Raw genomic sequence first — 25,747 nt, 5'->3', positions numbered from 1 at the left:
CACCCTCCACCCTCGAAAGGCATCCCGAACATGCGCAAGACCCTGCTCCTCACCGGCGTCGCGGCCGTCGCCGCCCTCGCCCTCGCCGGCTGCAGCCCCGCCGCCTCGTCGCCGTCGGCCACGGGCACGGCGTCCTGGCCCGACTCCATCACCATCTCGCTCGTGCCGTCGGTGGAGGGCGAGGACCTCGCCGAAGCACTCGACCCGCTCACCAGCTACCTGTCGGAGAACCTCGGCATCGAGGTCAACGGGGTCGTCGCGACCGACTACGCCGCGACCGTCGAGGCCCTCGGCAGCGACCAGGCGCAGGTCATCATCACCGACGCCGGCTCGCTCTACAACGCGACCGAGCGCTACGACGCGAACCTCGTCCTGCGCGACGTCCGCTTCGGCGCGACCTCGTACGCGTCGGTCGCCTACACGAACAACCCCGACAAGTACTGCGCCGAGGCTCCGGTCATGGTCACCTACGCGGCGAGCGACACCCCGCTCTCGTACTGCAACGGCATCGAGCCCGGCGCCGACGCTGCGACCGGCTCCGGGCCGGCCGCGCTGAAGGCCCTCGACAAGATCTCGAAGGGCACCAAGGTCGCCCTGCAGGCCGCGACCTCGCCCGCCGGCTACCAGTACCCCGTGGTCGCCATGCGTGACGCCGGCATCGACACGGACGCCGACATCACCCAGGTGCCGGTCGAGGGCAACAACAACGCGGTCCTCTCCGTCTACAACGGCGACGCCGAGGTCTCGTTCGGCTACTGGGACGCGCGCACGACCGTCCTCAAGGAGGCGCCCGACGTCGCCGACAAGGTCGTCGCGTTCGCCTACACCGAGATGATCCCCAACGGCGGCGTCGCGGTCTCGAAGTCGCTCCCGGCCGACCTCACGAAGCAGCTCACCAAGCTCATGGCGGGCTACGCGGACTCCTCCGACGCGGCGAAGAAGGTCATGTTCGACCTCGTCGGCCTCTCCGGCTGGACCGACAAGACCGCACCGGACGAGATCACCCGCTACGGCGAGATCCTCGACCAGTTCTCGAACTGACCCGCTCCAACCGATCGACCCTCTCCAGGAATCCGGTGCATGAACACTGATCAGCATCGCGCGGAGGCCCGAGCCCAGCTCGCGGCCTCCGCGTCGTGGTCCATCCGTCTCGACGACGTCTCCGTCACCTACCCGAACGGCACGAAGGCGCTCCGCAACGTCTCACTCGACATCGCCGCCGGGGAGATGGTCTCCGTCGTGGGGCTCTCCGGCTCCGGCAAGTCGACGCTCATCCGCACGATCAACGGCCTCGTGCCGGCGACGAGCGGGACCGTCGCCGTCGGGCCGCACATCGTCACCGGTCTGCGCGGCAGGCAGCTCCGTCGGCTGCGCGGGCACGTCGGCATGATCTTCCAGGGCTTCAACCTGGCCGACCGGACGAGCGTGTACCGCAACGTGCTCGTGGGCAGGTTCGCCAGCACCCCGACGTACCGGAACGTCCTCGGCCTGACCACCGCCACCGACCGGGAGCTCGCCCTGCGCTCGCTCCAGTCGGTCGGCATGCTCGACAAGGTCTGGACCCGCGCGGCGCAGCTCTCCGGCGGGCAGAAGCAGCGGGTCGCGATCGCCCGCGCCCTCACGCAGCAGCCGAGCGTCATGCTCGCTGACGAGCCCGTCGCGAGCCTCGACCCGCCGACCGCGCACACGGTGATGAACGACCTGCGCCGGGTGAACACCGAGACGGGTCTCACGGTGCTCGTGAACATCCACCTCATGGACCTCGCTCGCACCTACACGACCCGCATGATCGGGCTCCGCGACGGCGAACTCGTCTACGACGGCTCCGCAGCCGACGCGACCGAGGCGGACTTCGAGCGGATCTACGGTCGCCCCATCCAGCCCGACGATCGGCTGGACCGATGACGGCGACCAGGACCGACGTGAAGCTGCCGCCCGGGACCGACTGGCAGCTGCCGCCCAGGCCGAGCACCCGGCTGCGGACCGCGCTCATCATCGGGGCCGTGGCCGCCTTCACGATCGCCACCTGCCTGCCGGCGATCGGCGGCGTGCAGCTCGACTTCGGCGCGCTCATCTCCCACTGGGACAACGGATCCGGTCTGCTCCTCCAGCTCTTCCAACCCGACTTCGCCTTCCTGCCGCGGACGGTGCAACCGATGCTCGAGACGCTCCAGATGGCGCTCGTGGGTGCGGTGGCCGCGGCGTTGCTGTCCGTCCCGCTGACGCTGTGGGCGGCTGCCCCGACGAACCCGAACGGCCTGTCGCGTCGCATCCTGCGCGCGATCGTCAACGTCGTCCGAGCGGTGCCCGACCTCGTCTACGCGACCATCCTCGTCGCCATGGTCGGCGTCGGTGCGCTGCCCGGCCTCCTGACGCTCTTCCTCTTCGACCTCGGCATCATCGTCAAACTCGTCTCGGAGGCGATCGACTCCGCCGACCACCCGTACATCGAGGCCGGCAAGGCCGCCGGTGGGACGCAGACGCAGATCAACCGCGTCACCGTCCTCCCGCAGGTCTGGCCGCTGTTCGCGAACCAGTGGCTGTACACCCTCGAGCTCAACGTCCGCATCTCCGCCATCCTCGGCATCGTCGGCGCCGGCGGCATCGGTCGGCTGCTCGACGAACGGCGGGCGTTCTACGCCTACGACGACGTCTCGGTGATCGTCCTCGAGATCCTCGTCGTCGTCGTGCTCATCGAGGTCGCGTCCAACCTGCTGCGGAGGCGACTCGTATGACCGCGAACGATCCGAACACCGTGCTCCCCCGCCGTCCCTCGCGACTCGTCCCGACCCTCGCGGCCGTCGCCGTCGGGATCGTCGTCATCGCCGCGACCGCCGGCCTGCCGATCGACTGGCGCGATCTCGGCACCGTCCCGGCGCAGCTCGTGCACTTCGGCGGACTCATGTTCGAGAGCCCGAACTGGGAGAAGCTGCCGCGGGCCCTCACCGAGATGTGGCGGTCGATCTCGATGGCCTGGATCGGCGCGATCCTCTGCGTCCTCGTCTCGATCCCGCTCGGCATGCTCGCCGCAGGGTCGGTCGGTCCGGTCTGGCTGCGGCTGCCGCTGCGTGGGGTGTTCGCCGTCATCCGCGCGGTCCCGGAGGTGATCATCGCCCTCATCCTGCTCACGATCACCGGGCTCACCCCGTTCACGGGCGCGTTGGCCCTCGGGATCGCCGGCATCGGCACCCAGGGGAAGTGGGTCTACGAGACGATCGAGTCCGTGCAGGAGGGAGCCTCGGAGGCCGTCCGCGCGGCCGGAGGCGGTACCGCCGAGGTGACGCGCTGGGCGCTCTGGCCCGCCGCCGCCCCGGCACTGCTGTCGCTCGCGCTCTACCGGTTCGAGATCAACATCCGCACGTCGGCGGTCCTCGGGCTCGTCGGCGCGGGCGGGATCGGCAGCATGCTGGCGAACTACACCAACTATCGCCAGTGGGATACAGTCGGGATGCTGCTGATCGTGGTGGTCGTCGTGACCATGACGATGGACGCGATCTCGGGTGCCATCCGACGCCGGATCACCCGGGGCCCCGGCATCGCCCGCACCACCCGTACCGCCCTTCCCGCCCGCACGACGAGGAGCCGCAATGTGGACAGGGTCCGCTGACGCCCCGCCGACGGCCCGGATCGCGATGCTCGCGCCGTCGCTCCAGCCGAGCGAACGCCGAGTGGCCGAGACGGTGGCCGAGGACATCGAGGCGAGCATCGAGCGCACCGCCCAGGAGGTCGCCGACCTCGCGGGTGTCGGCCGCGCCACGGTCATCCGCACCGCGCAGTCGCTCGGGTACGAGGGCTACCCGCAGCTGCGCGTCGCCCTCACCCGCGAGGTCGCGCTCGGGACACCGGCCGCCCGCGACGATGGCGACGACACGATGCTCGGCACCCTCCGCGGGGCCGTCGACCACTTCGCCGGTCGCCTCGGCCAGACGACGTCGGCGATGACGGAGGAGACGCTCGAACGGTTCGTCGGCGTGCTCGACGAGGCGCCGAGGCTGCTCATCGCGGCGAACGGCCTCTCCTCACCGCTCGGTTCCGATCTGGCGATGCGGCTCATCTCGGCCGGCCGGCCGGCGGAGTACCTGCCCGACACGCTCGGGCAGCAGATCGCCGCCACCCACCTCGGCCCGGGCGCGGCGTGTCTGGTCCTGTCGGGCTCGGGCGCGAACCGCGCTTCCGTCGACGTGGCCGCGGCAGCTCGAGCGAGTGGCGCGACCGTCCTCGCGATCACCTCCTTCCCGCGCTCGGCCGTCGCCGAACTCGCCGATGTCGCGCTCGTGGTCGCTCCCATCGACGCGACCTTCAGGGACGAACTCGTGCACACCTCCCGGGCCGCCATCATGCTCGTGACGGAATCCGTGGTCGGGCTGCTCGTGGGCCGACGGGGCGATCGTGCGCAGCGCGCCCAGTCGGCGACGCTCGCCGTCATCAGCGGCTCGCTGTCGGACGACGCCTCGGACTGACCAGGCTCGGGCTGTTCCGATCGGCGCCGGACCGGGCCGGTGCCGGGATCCGCGAGAATGTTCTCCATGCCCCGTCACCGACTGCGTCGTCACCTGCTCACCGCCGTGATCGCGGCCACCGGTTCCCTGCTCGTCCTCACCGGCTGCGCGGGCCCAGCCACGACACCCACCGCGGACACCGACGCGACGCTCCGCGTGGGTCTCGTCCTCGAGCCGTCGGACCTGAACATCCGGACGACCTCCGGCGTCGCACTCGAGCAGGTCCTCATCGACAACGTCTACCAGGGGCTGGTCTCGCGCACACCGGACAACGAGATCGTCGACACCCTCGCCGAGCGCCACGAGGTCAGCACCGACGGGCTCACCTACACCTTCGTCCTCCGCGACGGCGTGACCTTCCACGACGGCGCTCCACTGACCGCCGCCGATGTGGTCGACTCGCTCACGCAGGTGCAGCAGAACGCGGCGTTCGTCGACCACCTCAACCTGGAACAGCTCCAGAGCGTGACGGCGGTCGACGACCGCACCGTCCGCCTGCAGCTCAGCTCCCCCGACTCCGACTTGCTGTGGGCGCTGACGGGTCGTGCGGGGCTCGTCCTCCAGGCCGGGGCCGACAACGACCTGTCGACGACGGCGAACGGCACCGGCCCGTTCACGCTCACGTCCTGGAAGCAGGGCGACAGCATCACCGTCGAGCGGAACGACGACTACTGGGGTGACGCTCCGAAGGTGAAGGAGGTCGTCTTCAGCTACATCCCCGATTCGTCCTCGGCCGTCAACGCGACGCTCGCCGGCGAGGTCGACGTGCAGATCGGTCTCGATGCGAACCTGCGGGACCAGGTCGCTCGTACCGACGGCCTGACGATCGTCGAGGGGAAGACGACCGACAAGTACACCCTCGCCTTCAACAACCAGCGCGCACCGCTCGACGACCCCCTCGTCCGGCAGGCGCTCCGCACGGCCATCGACCACGCTGCGATCGTCGAGGCGGTCGGCGGCGCCGCGGCCCTGCAGTACGGACCGATCCCGGAGCTCGACCCCGGCTACGAGGACCTCAGTGACGTCGTGAGCTACGACCCGGAGGCGGCGAAGGCGCTCCTCGCCCAGGCCGGCCAGGAGGACCTCGCGCTCACGCTCACCGTCCCGAACCACTACGGCACCGCCGCCACCAACGTCCTGGTGTCGCAGTTCAAGGCCATCGGCGTCACCCTCACGGTCGACAGCGTCGAGTTCCCCACGTGGTTGAACGACGTCTACACGAACCACGACTACGACCTCAGTCTCGTGAACCACGTCGAGGCACGCGACATCCGGCATTGGGCGGACCCGGACTATTACTTCGGCTACGACAACCCGACGGTGCAGTCGTTGGTCGCCGAGGCCAGGGCTGCGACCGACCCCGAGGTCGCCGACGAACGACTCCGCGAAGCCGCAGCGCTGGTCTCGAAGGACCACGCCGCAGACTGGCTCTACACCGGGATCACCCTCACCGTCGTGCGCGACGGCGTCACCGGTTTCCCCACCGACTTCGTCAGCGAGCACCTCGACCTCCGGGACGTCGCCGTCACCGACCTGATCGGTGGCGGGAGGCTAGTCGCGCTCGGCGGTGCGCGTGGCGGAGGACACCAGGTCGTCCTTCGGCAGCGGTGTCCGGTCGGCGAGGGCCCGCATCCACGCCCCCGTCGTCGCGACCGCGCCGAAGTTCGAGTCGAGCAGCGCCATGAGCGTCGTGTGCACCGTCTTCGCGTCGACGGACCCGGCCGCGTTCTCGAGGTTGATGGCCCCGGTCGCGTCGGAGAGCACTTCCACCTCGATACCGAGTTCCTCGGCGCCCGCCGCGGACGCGATGACGCAGTTGTTCGTCATGTACCCGACGAGCGTGACGGTGTTCACGCCCTGCTCGCGCAGCCACGCTTCGAGGTCCGTCCCGGCGAAGACCGAACCGTACTGCTTCACGACGCCCTTCCAGGACGGCTGCGCGCGGCGGACGACCTCGGGGTGCAGCTCGAAGGCGCTCGTTTCCGGGTCGAAGACCGGTGCACCGCTGCCGGATGAGTGCTGGACGACCACGACGGGCACCCCGGCCGTCGTCGCCGCATCGATGGCGTCCGCGATCCGCAGGATCGACTCCTCTCGCGGCGGGTACTGGATCGCGAGCGGACCGGCGAAGTACTCCTGCTGGACGTCGATCAGGATCAGGGCGCGACGGGTCGTGGTCACAGGGGAACTCCTCGGTTCGGTGATGGCATCGGCACGACGCCGGTTCCATCCTCCCTCGGAAGCGATCGACGCGCGCCACCGATAGTCTCGGCGCATGGGGATCAGGGGTGCGGGGATGCGGTCGGTCGGGATCAGTGCGGGACTCGCCGTGATGGTGGTGCTGTCAGTGTCGGCGTGCGCGTCGTCCGCGACACCGAACGCGTCGCCGACCTCCAACGCACCGAGCGCCCCGGCGTCGGCCGATCTTCTCGCGTGCAGCGACCTCGCATCGCTCGACACGGTCGCCGGCGTCCTCGCCGCTGAACCGGCGGACGTCGTCGAGGCCGTCCAACCGTCCGACGCCGTGGATCTGGCCGTCCTGACGGCGGCCGGTGGGCTCGCATGCTCCTGGCGGGTGGGCGCCGGACAGCAGATGATCGGCGATGGAGCGGGCGACTGGGCCTACCTCTCGATCGAGATCCTGCCGGGCGCTGCCGACGACTGGGCACCGCCCTACGCCGGCGACACACCGTCCGAGGACACGAGGACGATCGCCGGTGTCGAGGCGACCACCTCGTCGGGCGAAACCGGATGGCGCGTGTCGGCGCCCGTCGGCTCGGCCTGGGTCGAGCTGTCGATCACCGCCTCCGGACTGACCTCCACAGGCAGCCGGTTCGAGGGCACGCCGTCGGGCGAGGTCCTCGACAACCTCGCCACGGCGGCGGAGACCACCTTCACGACGGTGGAGCCCGCCTCCGAGGCTCAGCTCGCCTGGCCCGCGGTCAGGCCGCGCGAGGGTGTCGCCAGATGCGATGGCCGCCTCGGCGAAACCGGGATCGTCGCCGCACTGCAGTACGGCAACCCCACCACCACCTACACCGTCATCGATCCGCGGACGCAGCCGATCGGCGACCTGGAGGATGCGGCGAGCGCCCGAGTCGGGGCGTTCAGCTGCGAACTCTTCGCCGAGGGCTTCGGGTACACCGACATCCTGGCGGTGCAGAACGGTGCACCGATCATCGACGAGCTCGCCGCCCAGCCCGACATCGCTGGCGCGCTCCAGCCCATCACGCTCCAGGGCGCGATGGACGGCGAATCCGCGCTCGTCGCTCGTCGTTCGGACGGTCCGCGTTCGCCGCTCTACTTTTCCCTCGGCGTGTGGTTCTTCGCCGTCAGCTCCGGCGACGGAGCACAGACGGTCGCGGAGGCGATCATCGCGCAGGACCAGTAGCGGAGTGACCGACGCTCGCGACGAGCGGCACGACCGTCACGATCGGGTCGGGCTCACTCGCCGGCGGTGTCGAATCCGCAGGTCTGGATGGTCCAGGCGATGAACGCCTGATAGTTCGGGTCGGTCGCGGCGCTCTGCACGGCCTGCGACTCGGTGAACCTCGGGTCGAGCCCGACGTCGGAGACGAGGCTGTCGGCCGGGAACTCGGCGAGGATCGCGGCGGTCTCCTCAGCGGCGGTCGCGAAGACTTCGGCGCCGGCTGCGACCTCGGCGCTCACGCCGTCCAGCGGCAGGAGGTCGCGGATCGTCGTGACCTGCGCCTGCACGGCCTCGAGGTCCTCGCCGACGGTGCCCGACTTCGCGGTCGCCGCCGCGCGGTTGGCCGCGCAGAACGCCGTGTAGTCGACGGGCCCGTCCGCGACGTCGGCGGTCGCAGTAGCGGTGGGGGTCGACGACGGCGCCGTGGAGTCGCGGTCCCCGCTGGACGGTGCAGAGCATCCCGCGAGGAGGCCGGCGACGAGGACAGCAGAGCCCCAGACGAAGGCGAGTCGGCTGCGGTGCGGTGCGGTCATGAACGAGGTCCCCTCAGGCGGTCTGCGAGTCGGCGCCATCCATGTTGCCGTACCCGCGCACGGTCCGGAAGGTCCGCGGCGCGGTCCGGAGCGCGATCTCGTATCGTTGATCGACGTGAGTACCTCCCTTCCCACGACGTTCCCGCTGTCCACCGACCGACTCGTCCTCCGCCTGCACGAACCGTCGGACGTCTCCTGGTTGCTCACGGTCTACTCGCGCCCGGACGTCGCCACCTACCTCCTCGACGAGCCGTGGACGGAGGAGGTCGCGCAGACGAAGAGTGCCGAGCGACTCACGCGCTCCGGCTTGGACAGCCCGGCGCGTGCGCTCGCCCTCATCCTCGAGCACGAGGGCACGCCGGTGGGCGAGGTCCTGCTCTGGTACACCGACCATGAGCGGGGCGTCGCCGAGATCGGCTGGGTCCTCGACCCGGCGTACGGCGGCAAGGGGTTCGCGAGCGAGGCTGTCGGTGCGGTCCTCGACCTCGCGTTCAGCACCCCCGGGATGCACCGGGTCGCCGCACAGCTGGACGGACGGAACACGGCGTCGGCGCGGCTCGCGGAGCGGGTCGGCATGCGGCACGAGGCCCACCTCCGGCAGAACTGGTGGAGCAAGGGCGAGTGGACCGACACGGTCGTCTTCGGCCTGTTGGCGAGCGACCGCGGCTGAGGCAGATGGCCCGACGACTCAGCGACGCTCCTGATCGATGATCAAGAGCGGGTCGCCGAGCGCCAGACGCTGCAGCACCTCGTCCGTCGTCGACCGCTTCGCCTCCTCGACATCGGTGTCGGTCAGCGCGACCGCCTGCCAGAAGGCGACCCGGCCGTTCGGCGTCTCGACGGGAGCCACCACCGGGTCGGCGGTGACCGCAAGGGTCGTGAGGGCGCCGTCGGGATCATCGGTCACGCCGTTGGCGAGCCGGATCCGGTCCCCCAGCCACAGCTCCTGCGGCCCACTCCGCACGTACTGCGCGAGGACGATCAGCGCGCGGTACGGCCACTGGGGCGGCGTCTCGTCCGATGGCGACCGGCGCACGCGCATCGTGAGCTCGTACCCGAAGCCGCTCGTCGTCGGATCGTCGGAATCCTTGCCCCACAGTTCGGTGAGCCCGTAGGTGACGTAGAACCAATGGTCGGGGCCCGGCAACGCCGAACACCCCTGCAGGGCGGACCCGAAGTGCAGTCCGGGCGAGTAGGCGATATGGAACTCGCGGGCACCCGGGTAGTGCTGCGACACCGCCTGCGTGACGGCGTCCCATCCACGCTCATCGAGGTCGTCGAGGTCGTCAGCCTTGGCGGGCTCCGGCTCGCTCGCGGCGGGTGACATCGGTGGCTGCTGGGATTTGCGTCGGAAGAAGCCCATGCGACGAGTGTAGACATCGGTCGTCGACGGACGGCCGGCGGCCATCGACCGTTCCCGCGGCTGTCTTGCCGTGAGCGTGCGAGCGATGCCCCTCCGGCCTCGACGGCGAAGGCTGCGGGAGGACTAGAGTGCTGGCGAAACGGTAGGCGCGACGATGCGGAGGACCGATGAATTCCGAGACCCTCGTGCTGCTCGCCGTATCCGTGCTGGTCGCCGGGTCGTGCGCACTGTTGTTCGTCGTCGACAGCCGTCGGTCGCTCTCCGGGCGGTACATCAACCTCTGGCTCACCGCCTCGATGCTCGCCGTCCTGTGCACCGCTTCCTACCTCGCCGCGACGGGGCTGGGGCATCCGTCCCTGGTCGTGGCGTTGGGGAACGGCGCCATGGTCGGCGCTGTCGGATTCGTCTGGCTGGGCTGCCAGGCGTTCAACGGCCGACGGATCCGGTTCTGGCTGGTCGTCACGGTGGTGCTGATCGTCATGATCCTGACGTTCCTGCCCGAGTCCCGAGGTCCGAACTGGGCGGGGGTCGTCCCGAAACTGCTGAGCCTGAGCCTCTTCGCCGTGCTGACCGCTGTCGAATCGCGGAGGGGTCTCTTCGGGTCGTTCCGAGTGAGCTGGGCGATGACCATCGTGCACGCACTTCACGCGTCCTACAGCGGTGCGCGGGCCGTCGTCTTCGGTCTCCAGGGTCCCCGTGGCGGTGTGTTCGAGCGGTATTTCAACACCGAGATCACGACGGTGATCAACCTGGTGTTCGTCGTCGTCACCACGTTGGTCCTGGTGTTCCTGCGAATCGAAGAGCTCTCCAGCCGGCGGGCGAGCGGAGGACCCGGTTGCTTCACGACGGTCCGTCGGCTCTGGGCACTCCATCGTGACCACCCGGGTTCCGTGGTCCACTCCATCGAGATCGTCGATCTGACCGTGGTCAAAGACGCCTACGGCGTGGCGCACGCGAACGATCTCGTGAGTCGGCTGATCGACAGTGTCGTCCAGTCGAGTTCGGGTGCCCAAGCCGTTGCCAGCACCCGCCGAGGCACCGTCCTGCTCCTGCTGCCTGACGGACACGGCAGCGTGGAGGCGAAGGTCGACGCCGCGATCGAGGACGCCTACTGGAAGCAGTCGGTTGCGCTTGTCGACGGGTACGCGAGCACCCTGCGGATCACGACGCTCTGAGAGGCACCGCCGCAGTCGACCAGACGGGATCAGCTGATCCCCCCCCCCCTCACCGGCACCCGGGCCGAACGGCGCTCACCACCAGAAGGGCGCTTGCGTCACGTAGGGGGATTCGAGCCTGGCGACCTCGTCATCCGTCAGCTGCACGTCCAGCGCGGCGGCGGCATCCGTGAGGTGCGCCGGTTTGGTTGCACCGATGATGGGAGCTGCGACCGTCGGGTTCCGCAGGACCCAGGCCAGCGCGACCTGCGCCATCGGGATCCCTCGCTCGACCGCGATCTCCTCGACGGCGTCGATGATCGGGCCGTCGGCGTCCGTGTCGAACGCCTTCGCCACCTCGTCGATGTTCGAGCGGTCCGTGGCTGCGCCGCGCGGCCGGGCGAGTCGTCCTTTGCCGTTCGGCGAGTAGGGCGTGAGGCCGACGCCGGTGTCCGCGCACATCGGGATCATCTCCCGTTCCTCTTCGCGTTTCAGCAGGTTGTACTGGTTCTCCATCGCGACGAAGGGCGTCAGCCCGTTGACCGCTGCGGCCGTCTGCAGCTTCGCGAACTGCCAGGCGTACATGGAGGAGGCGCCGAGGTAGCGCACCTTCCCCGCGCGGACGATGTCGTCGAGCGCCTGCATCGTCTCCTCGACCGGGGTCTCCTCGTCGAAGCGGTGGACGTAGTACACGTCGATGTGGTCGGTCCCGAGTCGTCGCAACGAGGCGTCGACCTGTTCGAGGATGGCCGTTCGGGAGAGTCCCGATCCCCCGGGCCCGTCATGCATCCTCCCCGAGACCTTCGTCGCGAGGACGATGTCCTCACGGCGACTGAACCGTTTGATCGCGCGTCCGACGTACTCCTCACCGCTGCCCTGTTGGTAGACGTTCGCAGTGTCCCAGAACGTGATCCCCAGCTCGACCGCCTGCCGGAAGAACGGCGCGGACGCCGCTTCGTCCAGGGTCCAACGGTGGAGTCCGCGGTTCGGATCGCCGTAGGTCATGCAACCGAGTGCGAGGCGGCTGACGCGGAGGCCGGTCGCTCCGAGGCGGGTGTACTCCATGGTCGGTGCTCCTTGGGTCAGTGGTGGGGCGAGGGGTGTTCGGAGGTGGCCGCCCAGCTGGCGAGGAGTTTGAGTGACTCCTCGCTCGGTGAGCCGGGTTCGGCACTGTAGATCAGGAAGTTCAGGCCGGGCTGGTCCATCGGCTCCATCGCCTCGTAGATCATGCGGAGCTCGCCGACGACCGGATGACGGAACACCTTCTCGCCGGACGTGTGATGGCGGACGTTGTGCGCGCCCCAACGGACGCGGAACTCCTCGCTGCGCGTGGACAACTCACCCACCAGGTCCTGCAGTGCCCGATCGTGCGGGTTGCGCCCTGCCTCGGTGCGGAGGATCGCGACGTTGATGTCGGCCGAGGTCGACCAGCTCGGGTAGAACGCCTCCGCGAGGTCGCGGTGCAGGAACACGAACCGAGCCAGGTTCACCGGGCGCTCCGGGAGCGCGTAGAGGTCGGCGTACAGCGCGCGGAAGAGCGCGTTCTCCGCAAGGACGTCCATGCGGCCGTTCCGGACGAACGCCGGGCCTGCGGTGATGGAGTCGAGGGCGAGTTGCATACCGGGCCGCACGCCGGCCGGCGCAGACCGTCGGCGTGCCCGGATCGGCGATTCGTTCGCCGCCCGAGCGAGGTCCGTGAGGTGGGAGCGCTCCGCGTCGTCCAACCGCAGCGCGGAGCCGATCGCGTCGAGGACCGCCTCCGACACCCCCGAGAGGTTCCCGCGCTCGAGACGCGAGTAGTACTCGACGCTCACTCCGGCGAGCATCGCGACCTCGGTGCGGCGCAGCCCCGGGACGCGTCGGTTCTTCCGCCAGGCAGCTCCACCTGCTCGGGCGTGAGTCGGTCCCGACGGGTCGTCAGGAACTCGCGCACCTCGTCTCGATTGTCCATGCCGACAACGATATGACGCGGCCTCCGGCGCTGGGGTGTTCCCGCAGGACACCCATCCTCGACCTCGTGGAGGCCGTCCGGGCAGGCACGCAGCGTCTCCCGTGCTCGCGCCGCCCCGAGACGTGCCCTGGCGGAGTATCCCTGCTTCGTCGCCGGTGGTGTGTGATCGAGGGATGCAGATCGACCACGGGAACGCGGCAGCACACCGCGTGTCATCACCGGCCTCGGACGATGGCCTCGCCGGCCGTGCAGGCCGGAAGCCGCGACAACGCCTGACGCTGCTGCTGGCTGCACTCGGGTTCTTCCTGATCACCCTCGACATCCTCATCGTCACCATCGCGCTCACCAGCATCGCGCGAGACCTCGGTGGAACGACGGCATCCCTGCAGTGGGTGATCGACGCCTACACGGTGCTGTTCGCGGCCCTCCTGCTCCTCGCCGGCAACCTCTCGGAGCGGTTCGGCGCGAAACGGGCGTTCGGCGTCGGCATCACCGTCTTCCTCGTCACGTCGATCGCGTGTGCGGTGGCCCCGTCGATCGGTGTCCTCATCGCCGCTCGAGCCCTACAGGGTGCCGGGGCGGCGTTGATGCTACCGGCGTCCATGGCGCTCATCCGTGAGGCGTTCCCCGGAGGTCGCGAGCGCGCTCGCGCCCTGGGTGTCTGGGCGGTCGGCGGCGCGGTCGCCACCGCACTCGGGCCGGTCCTCGGTGGCGCGTTGACGACGCTCGACTGGCGACTGGTGTTCGCGATCAACCTGCCCGTCTGCATCATGATGCTCCTGCTGCTCCGGACGGTCGCGTCGTCCCCTTCACGGCCCGAGCCGTTCGACTGGGCCGGACAGTTCGTCTGGCTCATCGCGTCGACGGCGCTGGTGTTCGGACTCATCGAGGGCGGGGAGGACGGGTTCGGCAGTCCCGTCGTGGTCGCCAGCCTCGGCGTCGCGCTGATCGGCATCGTCGGGTTCCTCGTCGTCCAGGCCAGGAGCGCGCACCCGATGATGCCGTTGGATCTCTTCCGATCGATCGGCATGCGCATCGCCCTCGCCGTCGGATTCGCGTTCATGGTGAGCAACTTCGGGACGGTGTTCGTCCTGAGTCTGTTCCTCCAGCAGCAGCTCCAGCTGCCGCCGCTGCTCGCGGGCCTGGTGTTCCTCCCGTCGGCCCTCTTCGCCGTCGTCGGCAACATCGTCAGTGGCACCATCGCCAACCGGTTCGGGGTGCGCGTCCCGATCGTGGCGGGGTTGCTCCTCATGGTGGTCGGCCTCGTCGGCACCGTCGTCACCGCGCACCTGGGGTCGCCGATCTGGGTGGGTGTCTTCGCATGCTTCACCGCCGCAGGAGGCTCCGTGGCGATGCCGCCGGTGACCTCCGTGGTCCTCGCGAGCGTCCCGGCGTCGCGCGCCGGCACCGCGAGTGCGGTCTTCAACACCTTCCGTCAACTCGGCGGTGCGGTCGCCATCGCGGTCTTCGGGGTGCTCCTCACCGCGTCGACGGGCTTCGTCGCCGGGCTGCAACTCAGCCTCCTCATCGCCGCGGCGCTCATCCTCCTCACCGCGATCGCGAGCGTGTTCATCAGGCCGGCGGACGGGTCGTCATGACGCCGCAGTCGACCTGACGGGTTCAGTCAGTGTCGTCATCGATGCCCGGCGTGCGGCCGGGGTCGATGCCCAGCCGCTCCTCGGCCCGCTCCACGTCGGCGAACCGCTGCCCTTCGACGACGAGCAGCACCTTCTTGGGCACCGTCTTGAGCCAGATCCTGCCGCCGTTCGCCAGTTCCCAGTGAGGGTCTCCGCCCTGGGATCCGGCGGGCTGACCAAGGTGCCCGCTCAGCGCCGACTGCAGCGCCTGAGCGGCACTCCGCAGCGCGCCGGGGTCGTCGCTCTTGTCGGAGACAGCGATCACGACCTGGGCGATCGCTTCAGCTGCGACGAGCGAACGAACGGTCGGCAGGTTCACGGGATACCCGGAACGGTGCTGCACACCGCTCGACGTCTCCAGTTTGAGCTGCCACCCGAGACCCTCCGCGAGTGCCTTGAAATCGTCGCGACCGAGCGGCCACGACACCGACGTGAAGGCTTCGCAGACGGCATGGATCTGTGCGTCCGTGGCTCTGGCGAGTGCACCCATCAGGTCATCCTACGGCTGTCTCCGCACCGGATTCGGCGGCGGACGAGGAAGCGTCTCGGAAACCAGAACAGCCGCTGACCTGGATATTCCAGAGCAACGGCCGGGTGGTGCTGATGGAGCCGCCCAAGGGAATCGAACCCTTGACCTTCTCATTACGAGTGAGGGCGATGGGGTCCGTGGCGATCCGCGGTGGTCCTTTGATCAGGGAATTTCCACGCCACGGTTCGTTGAAGTTTGCCACACCGGTCCCGCGTTGCTGTCATCTGTACTTCGCGAATGAGAACGCCGTCGCCACCCTGCTCCCCTGCGCTCGTCGGGTGGAACATTGCCCCCTGCCGTCATCAATCCGGCTCCCGGGCGAAACCCACCCTCTGCGGTTTCGAGCAGCTCGGGTTTCGACAACGAGTTCTGAGCACCCGACACAAGCGGAATCTCGCCACATCGCCGGACCGACTGGCGGGTGGTCAGAAACGATCGTTTCCGGCGGCCGCCTGTTTCCCGACAATTTGGCTCGATGTTGACGGATAGTCAGCACAAACGGGTGGCCCAAGCAGATGCACTTGGGGGCCTGTCGAGTATGAGCCGGGCGACGCTCTACTGAAACTAGACCACCATCGCCAGTAGCACCCGGTTCCCTAACTTCTCGGGCAGCTCGACACGCGGAATCCGGAGACACCCGCGCGCAGTCCATTGACACCGCAACCAGCTCGTCCTCGGAGCGCCTATTCTTCGTCGGAATCGAATCCAAGGTCACGCCAACGTCGGAACGGGGGCCATTCCGGCTCATGAGGTGTGACAGCTCTCCAGGCTTGAATGACGCCCGCGGTCACAAGACTGATCTCATCCGCCAACCGATGGACGTCCTGAACCGTCATTGGTTGGTCTTCGAGACTTCGCCTCTGGCGATCCCGCGAGACCCAGAAGATTCGACCGACGTTCGAGTCCCCCCACAGTCGGGGCAGCGGCTTCTCGGCGTATCGAGCCTTGCTCCAGGTGCCGTGGATGACCCTGTTTCGTGCGTTGCGCAATTCGCTTGCCCGACCGAGATACCCGCGTAAGGCTTCATGAAAGTCAGCGGAGTACCGGTCCTTCTGAGGATCTGCTGTCTCATCGAGAAGGACGCGGCACATCTGGATGAGCCACTCAGTGCTCTGTCCGGCCACGAACACCCAGGTTTCGACATTGCCAGTCAGGTGTTCGGCTAGCTCGCTTAGCATTGCATCGAGAAGAGCACTGGCGTGAGCGACCCGCCCTATGGCCCCGTAGAGCTCATCGGGAAGTGTCGAGTTCCATACGATCGCATCCGGTTCCATGAAGGGAGGGTAGCGGGATCCATCGCCGCCATGCGCGCTGGTCACTCCTACTGTCGCCTACGTGCCCCCTCACCGCAGGCGACAGGCGCTCGAATGGGTGAGGAACGACAGTGTGCAGCCGCCACCGCCACCAGCAAGGTCCTCAGCAGCTCGCGATCGTCCGCGGCTGCGAAGACGGTCACCGATAGCGCTCTTGCACAGAAGGACAAGAGCAAAGAGCAAGAAACTAAGTCGGCCGTCTACGCTGCGGGTATGAGCACCGAAGAACGCTTCGACGAGATCTACGTCGGCGGAGTCCACCTGTCCGACGTCATCAAGGGCGATGTGCCTGACGTCCAGCAGCAGCTGATGAACGCGATCGCGAACGGCGAGGAGTGGGTGAACATCAGCGTCGGCCCCGACGTGCGGTACGTGGTGCGCATCACCCCGAGCACAGACATCGTCGTCCGCTACCGCGACATCTGAGGCCCGGTCGCAAAGGCAGTGACCGCGAACCCGACGCAACGTGGCTCAACCAGAGTTTACGAACGAGCGCGGCCCCGTGTGACTAGCGCCGGCGACCAGAACCGACCTAATTCTTGGGAGAAGATACTCCGGAAGGGCCAGCCGGAGGCTTGCCGGAAGAAGGCGTGGGCGATCCAGCACCGCTACCTGTAACAGATCGAGGGCGCGCTCCCTCATTCGCACGATGCGGCCGGCTACCCTTCGAAACGGGATCTGAGCCTTGCTTGTCATTCTTGGGCATCGTTTGTTCCTCACTCCTCAGCGTCGTGCAGCCATTCAACTAGATAGGCGTCGGTAACAGCCACCCACACGCCCGCCCCACTCGGAACCGGGCCCTCGAATTCCCCCCGCTTACTCATGACATATTGCTTCTCTATGAAGATGTCTCGTGGCTCGGGGTAGGTACTGAAATACGAGTCGTTGCCGAACCGGCCGCCGACCCACGTCTCGTCATCCAGACGGACCCGCACCCAGGTCGCGTCCGTCGTCGTCGTGGCCAAGTCCCATGCGGTAGGAGTGCCCTCGTAGCGCGAGTCTGTCAGTCTCGCGCGCAAACTCCGAGCCGCCCTGTGAAGAGGTCTGAGTATCTTTCCGTCGCCGTAAATCACCCACGATGAGATCGCGGGTATGACAATTCCCATTGCGATGAACAGCCAGGCAGCACCTGCGACATCGCCAGGAGTGATGGTTGCCTCAGACTGCAGACGCTGCAGGACGGAAGGTCCGAGAATCGCCGTGTAGATGGAGTCAAAGATCACGCTGACGACGAACGCGAAAAAGAGACGACCGCCCACGGTTCGGTCAACGTCTCGGAACCCTCGAAACTGCGACCGAACGAGGATGAAGATGACACCAGGAACAATCAAAGCCAGGTAGGAGAGGATGCCGAAGCCGTCTGTAGGCAAGGTCATTAGCTGCCACCTTTTCTGTCGTTCATTCCGACAGGATAACGATCAACGCAGGGCCAGAACATGGCCAATGGCACCGCCGTAGAAGGCTGCAAGCTCGACGTCCGCGCAGTGCAGTTCAACGCCCTCGCGCTCATCGGCCTGTTGTCATCCGTCGCCCCGGACGGAACACGAATCGGTCAGATTCAGTGCCGCAGCGGAGAGAGCTGGCCGCACCTGACCGAAATCGAGGACTTCTTCAACCACGTCCACATTGACTTCGCCTACACCGGTCAACCACTCAACATCACCAGCTGAGCGGAGACACCAGACGACTGAACCTTGCTCGAGCTGCGGCTTTTCGGCGCCAGTGTCCGCTGCGGCAACCCACCGGGGGTGTTCCTGCTGATGACGTCGCCTCTGGTGTGCTCCATGCACGTGTTCCGCAACCGACCGCCGACAGTCCGATCAATCGGGTGACTCTTGGCGTTATAGACGGCGCGGTGGTTACGAAGGAGCAGCTCAAGTGCCAAATCGCGCCCGCCAACAGCTCCCCGTGCTCCCCGATCGGTAGGGACAGCAAGCGAGCACCTTCTCTGGATGCTCGAGCAGCTCCACGCAGGCCACGGCAGCCTGGCACTCCTGGTCGGTGAGCAATGCAGGGCGCAGGCGCATCAATGGTAGGGACGTCCCTGCTGGCCGTTTCTGCTGCCGACTGACATAGTCAAGATTGTGACCGTAGCCAAAAAAGTAGTCCTGTTCAATCACAAGGGCGGCGTCAGCAAGACCACGACGACTTTCAACCTGGGTTGGAAGCTTGCCGAACAAGGTAAGACCGTCGTGATGGTAGATGCTGACCCCCAGTGCAACTTGACGGGGATGGTCTTGGGGTACAAGCAGGCTTCTGAGCTGGAGGACTTCTACCGCCTGCAGGGTGCGTCTGCAGCCACCATCCGCTCAGGACTCATGCCGGCCTTCGAAGCACTCCCGAAGTCAATCGATCCCGTCGATCTGGTGCCGATTGAAGCCCGGCCTGGTCTACATCTGCTCGCAGGCGATCTGAGACTGTCGGAATACGAAAACACCCTGGGGATCGCGCAGGAACTGAGTAGCGCCATACAAGCGCTCAAAAACTTGCCCGGGAGCTTGAACTACCTGATCGACGTAACAGCCGAGACAGTGGATGCTGACGTGGTCCTGATTGATGTGAGCCCCGGGCTGGGGCCCGTGAATCAGAACTTGGTTTCGACTGCCGATTACGCCATTATTCCGTCTGCTCCCGACTTCTTCTCAGTAATGGCTGTTGACTCACTCTCTCGTGTCCTCCCCAAGTGGATCAACTGGGCGCGCGACGCTGCTTCCCTGCCAGTGCTGCAGGAGGCCTCATACCCCTTCCCGGCACCGAACCTTCGGATCCTAGGCACTATCATCCAGAAGTTCCGCCCCAGAGCGGGCCAGCCTGCTGCGTCCTTCCAGGCCTGGATAGACGAGCTGAACGAAGCAGTCGAGACCAAGCTCGTCCCCCCGCTGGAGAGGGAGGGGCTCCTGCTGCCGTGGGAGATGTACGAGCAGTTCGACGTCAGTCGGAACCTCTCGCTCGCGCAGATTGCGGAGTTCAACAGCCTCATCGCGAAGTCTCAGGAGTCGCTGACACCTATCTACGCGCTTTCAACAGAACAGCTCGGTGGAAAGGGCGCTGTTCGCGAGAACTGGGAGGATTCCAGGGACAGCTTCAATGAACAGTTTGAGGCACTCGCGACTCGGATAACGGGACTGATGCAGCTCGACGACAGCGCCGACAGTGCCGGCTAGCGAGCTGGCGGCCTTCGAGACGAACCTACAACGCGCGCTTGATCTGTCGGCAACCGCTGGATCGCTCCGCAACATGGTCACACCGGCAGTCGACTTGTCTGACCTCTACCGCGCTGCCTACATGCAGGGTGTCAGCGCATTCGACCACTTCATTCATGAGGAGGTTCGCGTCAGAATGCTGGAGTGGCACGGCCGTCCACAATCGACTTGGCCAGCCGGATTCGCGACCTTCAAAATTCCCATCTCGAGCACCCACCAGGCTGGCCGGTCCGTGCCTGACGCTGCCGTACGATTCGAAGCGGAGATCCGCTCCCAGCACGGCCATTTGTCCTTCCAACACCCCGACAAGGTCGCCGCGGCTTGCCGACTAGTGAGCAACACAGAGATCTGGCAAACGATCGCCGCGGCTCTCGGAACCAAGAAGCAGGGCAAACTTTCGCCAAGTCAGGTGGCGAAAAAGGACTGGGGCCTGATCATCGACCGCCGGAATCTCATCGTTCATGAGGCGGATCTAGATCCGACGCCCCCGCGCAGTCGACGGTATCCAATCGATAAAGAAATGACTGACGAAGCTCTCCAGAAGATCGGCCTAGTGACCCGTCTCATCGCAGCTTCCCTTTGACATTCCCTCTCGTAGTGCTCGCGGCGGCGTTGATCCATCTCGCCGGTCTGTGGCCTCGGTGGCCTGGTAGCCATGGTGACGTCTTCTACCTATTTCTCATCCTGGTGGAGGCTGCGGCCGCGATGCTCCTCCTGGTGTTCGTTCTCCAGACGAGAAAACGGTCGGCTCAAGGGTTTCCCCGCCTGTGTACAACTCGCCTGACATCTAGCCGATAATATACCTTATGTCAGTAATGACTCTTCTGCTGTCAACGTGGTGCGTTCAGCGCCCCTCGAGACGGCTTTTGACTACGAGCTTTCGACACATAGCAGATAGCCAGAGAAAGAACCAGACTTGTGTCGCCGACTTGACACCTCGATGATCAAGCGTTCATAAAAAAATTTCTGGGGGAAAATTGAAAAAAGAGAGTCCCGTGCGAGGTTCATCCTCGGGGGCCAGGAAGAAGATGGTTGCCGCGCTCAGCTTCATTGCGGTCCTAGCCGGCTTCACTACGTTCACAGCGCCTTCGTCAGCCGAAGCGGCAATCACCGGGTCCTTGGTGACCGCGGCGGATGCCCAGGCCCTGTCTCTGACCATGGCCAAGACAGCATTCCCGAGCGGATCAGCGAAGGTTGTTATCGCTCCGAAATCTAACGCGACTCTGGTGTACCAAGCAGCTGCGTTAGCGAGCAGTCTCCAGGCTCCTCTGATTCTCAGCACATCCATCACGAGCGCATCAGCGATTAGCCCGACACTTAGCACTCTCGGCGCTACATCCATCTACCTCATCAGCGAGGCAACGACATTCTCATCAGCGTTCCGCTCAGGTCTGCCAGCTGCATCGTCGATCGCACTGGACGTGAAGTCGAACAGCGCCTTCACGCGCTCGACTACTATCGCCGGCGCCCTTCCGGTCGGGCCTCTCATTGTTGGCAACACAACTGTCGCCAACTCTCTCAATGCCTCCGGCGCCATGGCTGTCGCTCGTGGCCTCCCTCTAATTGTCCTTGACGGATCAGAGGCCGCGGCGACAGTTCAAAGCTTCTTCGCTACGAGGACGGACCACTTCATCGGCCTGATTGGTGGCGGCGCGGTGATCGATCCGTCGTTGCTACCCGCCATGCCTGACAACGGTCTCATGATCATCAATACTGCCGATCCGGTCGGCGCGTTCCGCGAGATCGCGCTCCAGCAGATCGGTGGAGAGCTGGCGGTGTCCGGCTCGACACTGTGGACCGCCCCGATGAACAACTCTCAGTCGCAATCGCTCGCGGCCTTGTCGGCAAAACTGTCGCAGACAACTTTCCTCCCTGCCGGCGCATCTACGGCGTTCACCTCGAACAGTCCCAGCCATGACTTCATCCGTCTTTGGGGGCCAGAGGCAACAAAGGTCACTCTGGCGGCCAGCTCCGCCACGTCGGCACAACTCAACACCCTCACAGCGGCGGCAAGCGTGACGCGCGATGCCACTCCAAGCTGGACGGTGACGAACATGCAACTCAACGCCTCGAACTACACAATCACGGTCAAAGCGAAGTCGGGAGCGACGAAGTACCAAGCCCGCACCCTGGGCGATGCGGTCGCAGGTGAGTCCACGTCACCCACGATCACGGTCCCAGGCCTTCCCGGAACTGTGACTTACATTGCAGCGCTCAACTCGGCAGGTGCCATCATCGACACCTTCCCTATGCGAACGAATCAGTACCAAGAGTCCATCGACAGGGAGTCGACGGTCGTCGCAACGATCCGAGATGGGAAGCACCATCTCAATTGGGTAGATGATCGACGAGTACCTCGCCTGATCACGCGATATGCCATCGACCCATTTGTGGATGATCCCACCGCCGCTCCGGTAGATCCGGCCTCGGCCGCCTATATGGCGATTACGTGCGGCACGGAGTTCACAACCCCGGCAAGCGATCTGACGAAACAATGGGCTTACGAAGTTAAGATACTCTCGACTGACGCTGCGAGCTGCGGAACGCGAGGAGCGTCTGGGATGGCCGCGGCAGTGTCTTCAGGTATCAATCTGCCGTTCATGCAATTTCCTGCTTCGATGCGCTCGGCCTCGTCGAGCGAGACTCCAGCGGAGTCGCCAGACGAAATTGTCCCGATGCCTGGGTACACCATCGGAGATCTGTTGATCGTGGAATCGGGCAAGCTCAACACACCGCCGCCGCCGGTTGCCGAGTCCGCAACTGCGCGATCAGCGAGTGACGATTCGCCCGACTCTGATGGAACTACCGAGCCGACGCCTGTTCCTAGCTCGTCGCCCGAGAATCCAACGTCTCCGCCCGAGGATCCAACGTCTCCGCCCGTAGAGCCCACACCCGTTGCCACGGATGAACCGTCCCCGGACACTTCCGATGAAACCGATGCTGACCCCGTAGCCGAGATCATCACCGAGTCCGCGAAGGATATTCTGGCCGACTCACCAGACGCGATCATTATCGACGGACCTCCAAGCTTTGGGAAGCAGACAGTCGGTCCAGCAGCGACAATTGGTCCGGCCGCTGCCGTTCCCGGCGATGACATGGCGCCGATAGCTCTCTTCTACAGGACATATATTCCCGGCGAGTATCTCGAGTTCCCTGGCTACTCGGGAGACCCGAATAAGCCTGTCATTGCATTCGGCGCAGACAATCGGGAGTGGTCAGACCTGAACAGCTCGAATCGAACATCACTCGAGTCGTATATCTTCTTTGGCGCAAACTATCAGGTAATCACTGGGAAGGATATCGGTGAGAGCCACAAATACAAGTGCAAGAACGGCCTCACCAGCTGTGAGCTCACGGAAAGAGGTACAGCTTCGCTGAGCACGGTCGGCGCCACCGCCGGCTCCGGTGCCACGAGGGCCGTAGTCGGTCACTGGGTTCATTCTCCGAACCCAGTCCAAGCTTTCGCCCCCGCAATCGACGGCGTCGCGCTTTGGGATATGAAGCGGGGGGGATCTACTCTTCGCGCGGAATTCGACCGGATGCCCGTACACCAATTCTGGTACGGAACTTTCCAGTCGGAAGCACATCTCTTATACAGCAACAAGCACTACGAGCCGTACTGCCTCCTAAACGGGACGACGGCTATCCATATCCCGCTATGCACCATAGCAATTAATAGCCAGTTCTAGGGCCAATTTGAAGAGGGTGACGTGAAACTATTTCGTTCGCGTCACCCTCTTGGCAAATAAGAAAGTAGAGCGAGAGGATTACCAAACCATAGTACGGGATAGCAGACAAGTAACAGCAATACAGAGAAAGCAAAGATTAGCATTGACGTTTTGCGATAGTGGTGAAGCGCAAATGTAATTAACGACAAGACGATTGCAATCACAATAAGCAAAAATAATATTGGTGCGATTCCGAGGATCAGATAAGACCAATACACCGCTTCACCAGGTTGGCCATAAATGAGCCCCGGTAGCCACATCCATACGTACATATGCGCGAATAGGTTCAGAGCAGCTCCCGCCGCTCCCACGGATGCGCACAGGAGGGCCTTTGAGGATGGGCCTTGGCTTGAGGTACTCACGCTGACAGTTTGGCCCATGGTGGCGCCTTTTTGTGACCATGCCCATAGGGCAACACCGCGTGTTCTGCTCGACGAGGCGCCTTCGACCTCCCGTCTGAACACGGCTGTCCTCCAGCGAAATCCCGAACAGGCAAAGCTTGTTGACGTTCAGCGCTGAACCAAACACGACGTCGTCGACAAATGACGAACCCGTGTCCGCCGCAGCCCGCGGATCGCGCACCGGCCCTGAACGGCCCGAAGAGAGCGCCAGCCATGCGCTGAGGCGCGGTGGCTCTCTGTATAGCCACAGCCCAAGGATGCCGTTGCGGTAGCTGCCCAGAGGATGAGGTCGGCGCCGTGGCGGGACGCGAATCGCACGCCGTCGTATGGGCCGCCGTGCGAGGCATCCATGCTCAGAATCTCGCGGCCAATGCGCTGAGTCAGTGCTCGAGGTCGACTGTTCTGGATGGCCGAGCTGCCGAAGTCCGCGAGGTCGAACTCTGTAATTGTCTGCGCGGCGAACGAGACACGCAGGGCGGCGATCGAGTCCGAATGTGTGACGTCGCAGTATCGCCCGGTGAGCTGGGCGCGCCCGATCCTCCGCTTCGCGATCACAGTCTTGTAGGTTGGGGCGCGAAATCGCTCCCCTGAGTTGGATCAAGCGCAGCTTGAAACTAGCGCCGCATGCCTGCTCCATGTCACACTTGTCCTGCCTACTACACCTCTGCCCACCCGGCCACATGAGCCGGGTTTTTTCGTATCGGGGCAGAATCCTTGACAGGCACGGCGTGTCACCCCCTAGAGTGAAAACTGCCTTCCTTCATGGGAAAGCGACAGAAGCGCAACGGCAACCTCTGCCAGCGCGATCCACAAGCCGGCCTCCGAGTGAGACCGGCTTCTTTCATGCCCGGACGGGATCTGAGCAACACCTGCTCTCCTGGCCGTCTTCTGCTCTGCCCGCGCTTCGCGTGCAGCACGAGCCTCATCGCGCCACCCGGCGCGGTGTCACCTGGGCGCGCTCGCGCCCGAACCTGCGGAGGTCACATATTGAACCTGCTGCTCGAGTCACTGAAGGAGGTGGACCCCACCGTCGCGCTTGTGTGCACCACGAGCTATTTCGCGCCCCGATACCTGATCAAGAAGATCGAGGACTTCCTCATCCTCTTTGGCCAGAGCCCGGAGCCCGCGCGACGCAAGGCCCTCCTGATGAAGAACCGCACGCCCAAGGCGTAGCGAAACTCGAAAACGCCCACCTCCTCCGCAAGGGGAGAGCCCTGTCTACTGGCGTCTCGTAAACCTACAGGTTTACGAGACACGTAAGGCAGCGATGATCTCGGCTAACTCAGGCCCAGAAAACCGCAGATCGCGCAGACGGTCGACTGTCTCGAAAAGTCGTCTCGCATGTGAGCGTGTCCCAAACAGGCTGGCAAGGGTTTCTGAGACATGCTGGTGAGATGAGGCAGATCGGATACACCAGAGTGAGCACCGCAGGCCAGGACGCGCAGCTGCAGCTCGACGCGCTCGTCGCCGCCGGCGTCCAGAAGCGCGATGTGTTCGCGGACGTGACATCGGGCAGCAAGACCGCGATCGAGCGTCCCGGGATGACGAAGCTGCTCGAGTACGCGGAGTCTGGCGACACCGTGATCGTGTGGCGCATCGACCGGCTCGGCCGCTCACTCATCGACGTCCTCAACACCGTCGAGCTCCTGCGCGGCCGGGGTATCCATGTGCGATCACTCTCAGATGGGATCGACCCTGCGACGTCGACGGGCCGGCTCATGCTGCACATGCTCGCCACCTTGGCCGAGTACGAGCGCGAGCTCATCGTCGAACGCGTCAACGCCGGCATCGCCGCAGCACGGGAATCAGGCACCCGCTTCGGGCGCCCACCCGTGAACCCCGACATCATCGCCGAGAAGCTCGCCATCGTTGCCGAAGCCCGCGATCGCGGCCGCACAGCAGCAGAAGCCGCCGCACTCGTCGGCTGGAGCAGAGCAACGCTCTATCGACACCAGACCGGCACTACGGCACGAACACACTGACGGTCCGGGGCAGGACGCCCGCGG

General features: G+C 65.5%; 23 protein-coding genes and 2 pseudogenes. 17 read left to right on the top strand and 8 right to left on the bottom strand.

All coding sequences use genetic code 11. The features are described 5' to 3' along the window. The first annotated feature begins 30 nt into the window (after positions 1-30). From phnD to IFU11_RS05635, 6 genes and pseudogenes are all read left to right on the top strand, one after another. The gene (gene phnD, locus IFU11_RS05660) at positions 31-1,041 is read left to right on the top strand and encodes a phosphate/phosphite/phosphonate ABC transporter substrate-binding protein (protein WP_137243514.1); all 1,011 of its coding nucleotides are present in this window, start codon (positions 31-33) and stop codon (positions 1,039-1,041) included. 39 nt (positions 1,042-1,080) lie between these two features. After that, complete coding sequence (phnC, locus tag IFU11_RS05655) at positions 1,081-1,905, top strand: phosphonate ABC transporter ATP-binding protein (RefSeq protein ID WP_192018416.1); 825 nt, start codon at positions 1,081-1,083, stop codon at positions 1,903-1,905. Continuing rightward, a complete protein-coding gene (phnE, locus tag IFU11_RS05650) occupies positions 1,902-2,735 on the top strand; it encodes a phosphonate ABC transporter, permease protein PhnE (RefSeq protein WP_192018415.1) in 834 nt (277 codons plus the stop codon). The genes phnC and phnE (IFU11_RS05650) overlap by 4 nt, the downstream gene beginning before the upstream one ends. Then, complete coding sequence (phnE, locus tag IFU11_RS05645; RefSeq protein WP_079706922.1) at positions 2,732-3,607, top strand: phosphonate ABC transporter, permease protein PhnE; 876 nt, start codon at positions 2,732-2,734, stop codon at positions 3,605-3,607. The genes phnE (IFU11_RS05650) and phnE (IFU11_RS05645) overlap by 4 nt, the downstream gene beginning before the upstream one ends. Then, entirely contained in the window at positions 3,588-4,460 is an 873-nt protein-coding gene (locus tag IFU11_RS05640) for a MurR/RpiR family transcriptional regulator (protein ID WP_192018414.1), read from the top strand. The genes phnE (IFU11_RS05645) and IFU11_RS05640 overlap by 20 nt, the downstream gene beginning before the upstream one ends. A 57-nt stretch (positions 4,461-4,517) precedes the next feature. After that, a pseudogene (locus IFU11_RS05635) lies at positions 4,518-5,744 on the top strand (ABC transporter substrate-binding protein); the annotation flags it as partial. Positions 5,745-6,050: 306 nt separating this feature from the next. Here the strand turns inward: IFU11_RS05635 and IFU11_RS05630 are convergent. Continuing rightward, positions 6,051-6,776 (bottom strand): isochorismatase family protein, encoded by a 726-nt coding sequence (locus IFU11_RS05630; RefSeq protein WP_199862186.1) that lies wholly within the window; start codon positions 6,774-6,776, stop codon positions 6,051-6,053. Here IFU11_RS05630 and IFU11_RS05625 point away from each other — a divergent pair. Then, positions 6,775-7,890: a hypothetical protein gene (locus tag IFU11_RS05625; protein ID WP_192018412.1), complete on the top strand. Its 1,116-nt coding sequence runs from the start codon at positions 6,775-6,777 to the stop codon at positions 7,888-7,890. The two genes, IFU11_RS05630 and IFU11_RS05625, sit on opposite strands and share 2 nt — an antisense overlap. A 53-nt stretch (positions 7,891-7,943) precedes the next feature. Here the strand turns inward: IFU11_RS05625 and IFU11_RS05620 are convergent, their stop codons facing one another. Continuing rightward, on the bottom strand, positions 7,944-8,462 hold the full coding sequence (locus IFU11_RS05620; RefSeq protein ID WP_192018411.1) for a hypothetical protein: 519 nt from the start codon (positions 8,460-8,462) through the stop codon (positions 7,944-7,946). Positions 8,463-8,577: 115 nt separating this feature from the next. On the opposite strand from IFU11_RS05620, the gene IFU11_RS05615 reads away from it, so the two are divergent. Continuing rightward, the gene (locus tag IFU11_RS05615; protein WP_371742724.1) at positions 8,578-9,132 is read left to right on the top strand and encodes a GNAT family N-acetyltransferase; all 555 of its coding nucleotides are present in this window, start codon (positions 8,578-8,580) and stop codon (positions 9,130-9,132) included. Positions 9,133-9,150: 18 nt separating this feature from the next. Here IFU11_RS05615 and IFU11_RS05610 read toward each other — a convergent pair whose 3' ends face one another. Beyond that, on the bottom strand, positions 9,151-9,825 hold the full coding sequence (locus IFU11_RS05610) for a suppressor of fused domain protein (RefSeq protein ID WP_192018409.1): 675 nt from the start codon (positions 9,823-9,825) through the stop codon (positions 9,151-9,153). A 167-nt stretch (positions 9,826-9,992) separates the two neighbouring features. Here IFU11_RS05610 and IFU11_RS05605 point away from each other — a divergent pair, with 167 nt between their 5' ends. Then, on the top strand, positions 9,993-11,000 hold the full coding sequence (locus IFU11_RS05605; protein WP_192018408.1) for a hypothetical protein: 1,008 nt from the start codon (positions 9,993-9,995) through the stop codon (positions 10,998-11,000). Positions 11,001-11,075: 75 nt separating this feature from the next. Here IFU11_RS05605 and IFU11_RS05600 read toward each other — a convergent pair whose 3' ends face one another. Then, positions 11,076-12,044, bottom strand: coding sequence for an aldo/keto reductase (locus tag IFU11_RS05600; RefSeq protein WP_192018407.1), 969 nt, complete (start codon positions 12,042-12,044; stop codon positions 11,076-11,078). A gap of 17 nt (positions 12,045-12,061) precedes the next feature. After that, positions 12,062-12,930: pseudogene (locus tag IFU11_RS05595) on the bottom strand (helix-turn-helix transcriptional regulator). A gap of 173 nt (positions 12,931-13,103) precedes the next feature. Here IFU11_RS05595 and IFU11_RS05590 point away from each other — a divergent pair. Beyond that, positions 13,104-14,528, top strand: a complete 1,425-nt coding sequence (locus tag IFU11_RS05590; RefSeq protein ID WP_192018406.1) for an MFS transporter — start codon at positions 13,104-13,106, stop codon at positions 14,526-14,528. Positions 14,529-14,550: 22 nt separating this feature from the next. Here the strand turns inward: IFU11_RS05590 and IFU11_RS05585 are convergent, their stop codons facing one another. Both IFU11_RS05585 and IFU11_RS05580 read right to left on the bottom strand, forming a co-directional pair. Beyond that, positions 14,551-15,057: a DUF6301 family protein gene (locus tag IFU11_RS05585; protein WP_192018405.1), complete on the bottom strand. Its 507-nt coding sequence runs from the start codon at positions 15,055-15,057 to the stop codon at positions 14,551-14,553. 722 nt (positions 15,058-15,779) lie between these two features. Continuing rightward, positions 15,780-16,370 carry a hypothetical protein gene (locus IFU11_RS05580; protein ID WP_137243528.1) on the bottom strand — a complete coding sequence of 197 codons (591 nt, stop codon included), beginning with the start codon at positions 16,368-16,370 and terminating at the stop codon, positions 15,780-15,782. A 252-nt stretch (positions 16,371-16,622) separates the two neighbouring features. Here IFU11_RS05580 and IFU11_RS05575 point away from each other — a divergent pair, with 252 nt between their 5' ends. After that, entirely contained in the window at positions 16,623-16,835 is a 213-nt protein-coding gene (locus tag IFU11_RS05575; protein WP_137243529.1) for a hypothetical protein, read from the top strand. Between the two features lie 290 nt (positions 16,836-17,125). Here IFU11_RS05575 and IFU11_RS05570 read toward each other — a convergent pair whose 3' ends face one another. Further along, a complete protein-coding gene (locus tag IFU11_RS05570) occupies positions 17,126-17,785 on the bottom strand; it encodes a DUF6338 family protein (protein ID WP_137243530.1) in 660 nt (219 codons plus the stop codon). Positions 17,786-17,845: 60 nt separating this feature from the next. Between IFU11_RS05570 and IFU11_RS05565 the strand changes: the two genes are divergently transcribed. The 6 genes from IFU11_RS05565 (at position 17,846) to IFU11_RS05540 (ending at position 25,723) form a co-directional block, all read left to right on the top strand. Beyond that, a complete protein-coding gene (locus IFU11_RS05565; protein ID WP_137243531.1) occupies positions 17,846-18,079 on the top strand; it encodes a hypothetical protein in 234 nt (77 codons plus the stop codon). 414 nt (positions 18,080-18,493) lie between these two features. Continuing rightward, entirely contained in the window at positions 18,494-19,573 is a 1,080-nt protein-coding gene (locus IFU11_RS05560) for a ParA family protein (protein ID WP_137243532.1), read from the top strand. Positions 19,574-19,646: 73 nt separating this feature from the next. Then, complete coding sequence (locus IFU11_RS05555) at positions 19,647-20,195, top strand: hypothetical protein (RefSeq protein WP_192018404.1); 549 nt, start codon at positions 19,647-19,649, stop codon at positions 20,193-20,195. 445 nt (positions 20,196-20,640) lie between these two features. Continuing rightward, positions 20,641-23,301: a hypothetical protein gene (locus IFU11_RS05550; RefSeq protein WP_192018403.1), complete on the top strand. Its 2,661-nt coding sequence runs from the start codon at positions 20,641-20,643 to the stop codon at positions 23,299-23,301. A 1,427-nt stretch (positions 23,302-24,728) separates the two neighbouring features. Then, positions 24,729-24,914, top strand: a complete 186-nt coding sequence (locus IFU11_RS05545; RefSeq protein ID WP_192018402.1) for a hypothetical protein — start codon at positions 24,729-24,731, stop codon at positions 24,912-24,914. A 221-nt stretch (positions 24,915-25,135) separates the two neighbouring features. Then, positions 25,136-25,723: a recombinase family protein gene (locus IFU11_RS05540; RefSeq protein WP_192018401.1), complete on the top strand. Its 588-nt coding sequence runs from the start codon at positions 25,136-25,138 to the stop codon at positions 25,721-25,723. Positions 25,724-25,747 lie beyond the last annotated feature (24 nt).

The sequence above is a fragment of the Plantibacter sp. CFBP 8804 genome (genome assembly GCF_014841225.1).
GTDB classification, from domain to species: domain Bacteria; phylum Actinomycetota; class Actinomycetes; order Actinomycetales; family Microbacteriaceae; genus Plantibacter; species Plantibacter auratus.
This window is presented reverse-complemented; position numbering and strand designations above follow the sequence as displayed.

Coding starts and splice junctions, on each gene's coding strand:
- phnD (WP_137243514.1), top strand. CDS start 31: ATGCGCAAGACCCTGCTCCTCACCGGCGTCGCGGCCGTCGCCGCCCTC.
- phnC (WP_192018416.1), top strand. CDS start 1,081: ATGAACACTGATCAGCATCGCGCGGAGGCCCGAGCCCAGCTCGCGGCC.
- phnE (WP_192018415.1), top strand. CDS start 1,902: ATGACGGCGACCAGGACCGACGTGAAGCTGCCGCCCGGGACCGACTGG.
- phnE (WP_079706922.1), top strand. CDS start 2,732: ATGACCGCGAACGATCCGAACACCGTGCTCCCCCGCCGTCCCTCGCGA.
- IFU11_RS05640 (WP_192018414.1), top strand. CDS start 3,588: ATGTGGACAGGGTCCGCTGACGCCCCGCCGACGGCCCGGATCGCGATG.
- IFU11_RS05625 (WP_192018412.1), top strand. CDS start 6,775: ATGGGGATCAGGGGTGCGGGGATGCGGTCGGTCGGGATCAGTGCGGGA.
- IFU11_RS05630 (WP_199862186.1), bottom strand. CDS start 6,776: ATGCGCCGAGACTATCGGTGGCGCGCGTCGATCGCTTCCGAGGGAGGA.
- IFU11_RS05620 (WP_192018411.1), bottom strand. CDS start 8,462: ATGACCGCACCGCACCGCAGCCGACTCGCCTTCGTCTGGGGCTCTGCT.
- IFU11_RS05610 (WP_192018409.1), bottom strand. CDS start 9,825: ATGGGCTTCTTCCGACGCAAATCCCAGCAGCCACCGATGTCACCCGCC.
- IFU11_RS05605 (WP_192018408.1), top strand. CDS start 9,993: ATGAATTCCGAGACCCTCGTGCTGCTCGCCGTATCCGTGCTGGTCGCC.
- IFU11_RS05600 (WP_192018407.1), bottom strand. CDS start 12,044: ATGGAGTACACCCGCCTCGGAGCGACCGGCCTCCGCGTCAGCCGCCTC.
- IFU11_RS05590 (WP_192018406.1), top strand. CDS start 13,104: ATGCAGATCGACCACGGGAACGCGGCAGCACACCGCGTGTCATCACCG.
- IFU11_RS05585 (WP_192018405.1), bottom strand. CDS start 15,057: ATGGGTGCACTCGCCAGAGCCACGGACGCACAGATCCATGCCGTCTGC.
- IFU11_RS05580 (WP_137243528.1), bottom strand. CDS start 16,370: ATGGAACCGGATGCGATCGTATGGAACTCGACACTTCCCGATGAGCTC.
- IFU11_RS05575 (WP_137243529.1), top strand. CDS start 16,623: ATGAGCACCGAAGAACGCTTCGACGAGATCTACGTCGGCGGAGTCCAC.
- IFU11_RS05570 (WP_137243530.1), bottom strand. CDS start 17,785: ATGACCTTGCCTACAGACGGCTTCGGCATCCTCTCCTACCTGGCTTTG.
- IFU11_RS05565 (WP_137243531.1), top strand. CDS start 17,846: ATGGCCAATGGCACCGCCGTAGAAGGCTGCAAGCTCGACGTCCGCGCA.
- IFU11_RS05555 (WP_192018404.1), top strand. CDS start 19,647: ATGGTCACACCGGCAGTCGACTTGTCTGACCTCTACCGCGCTGCCTAC.
- IFU11_RS05550 (WP_192018403.1), top strand. CDS start 20,641: ATGGTTGCCGCGCTCAGCTTCATTGCGGTCCTAGCCGGCTTCACTACG.
- IFU11_RS05540 (WP_192018401.1), top strand. CDS start 25,136: ATGAGGCAGATCGGATACACCAGAGTGAGCACCGCAGGCCAGGACGCG.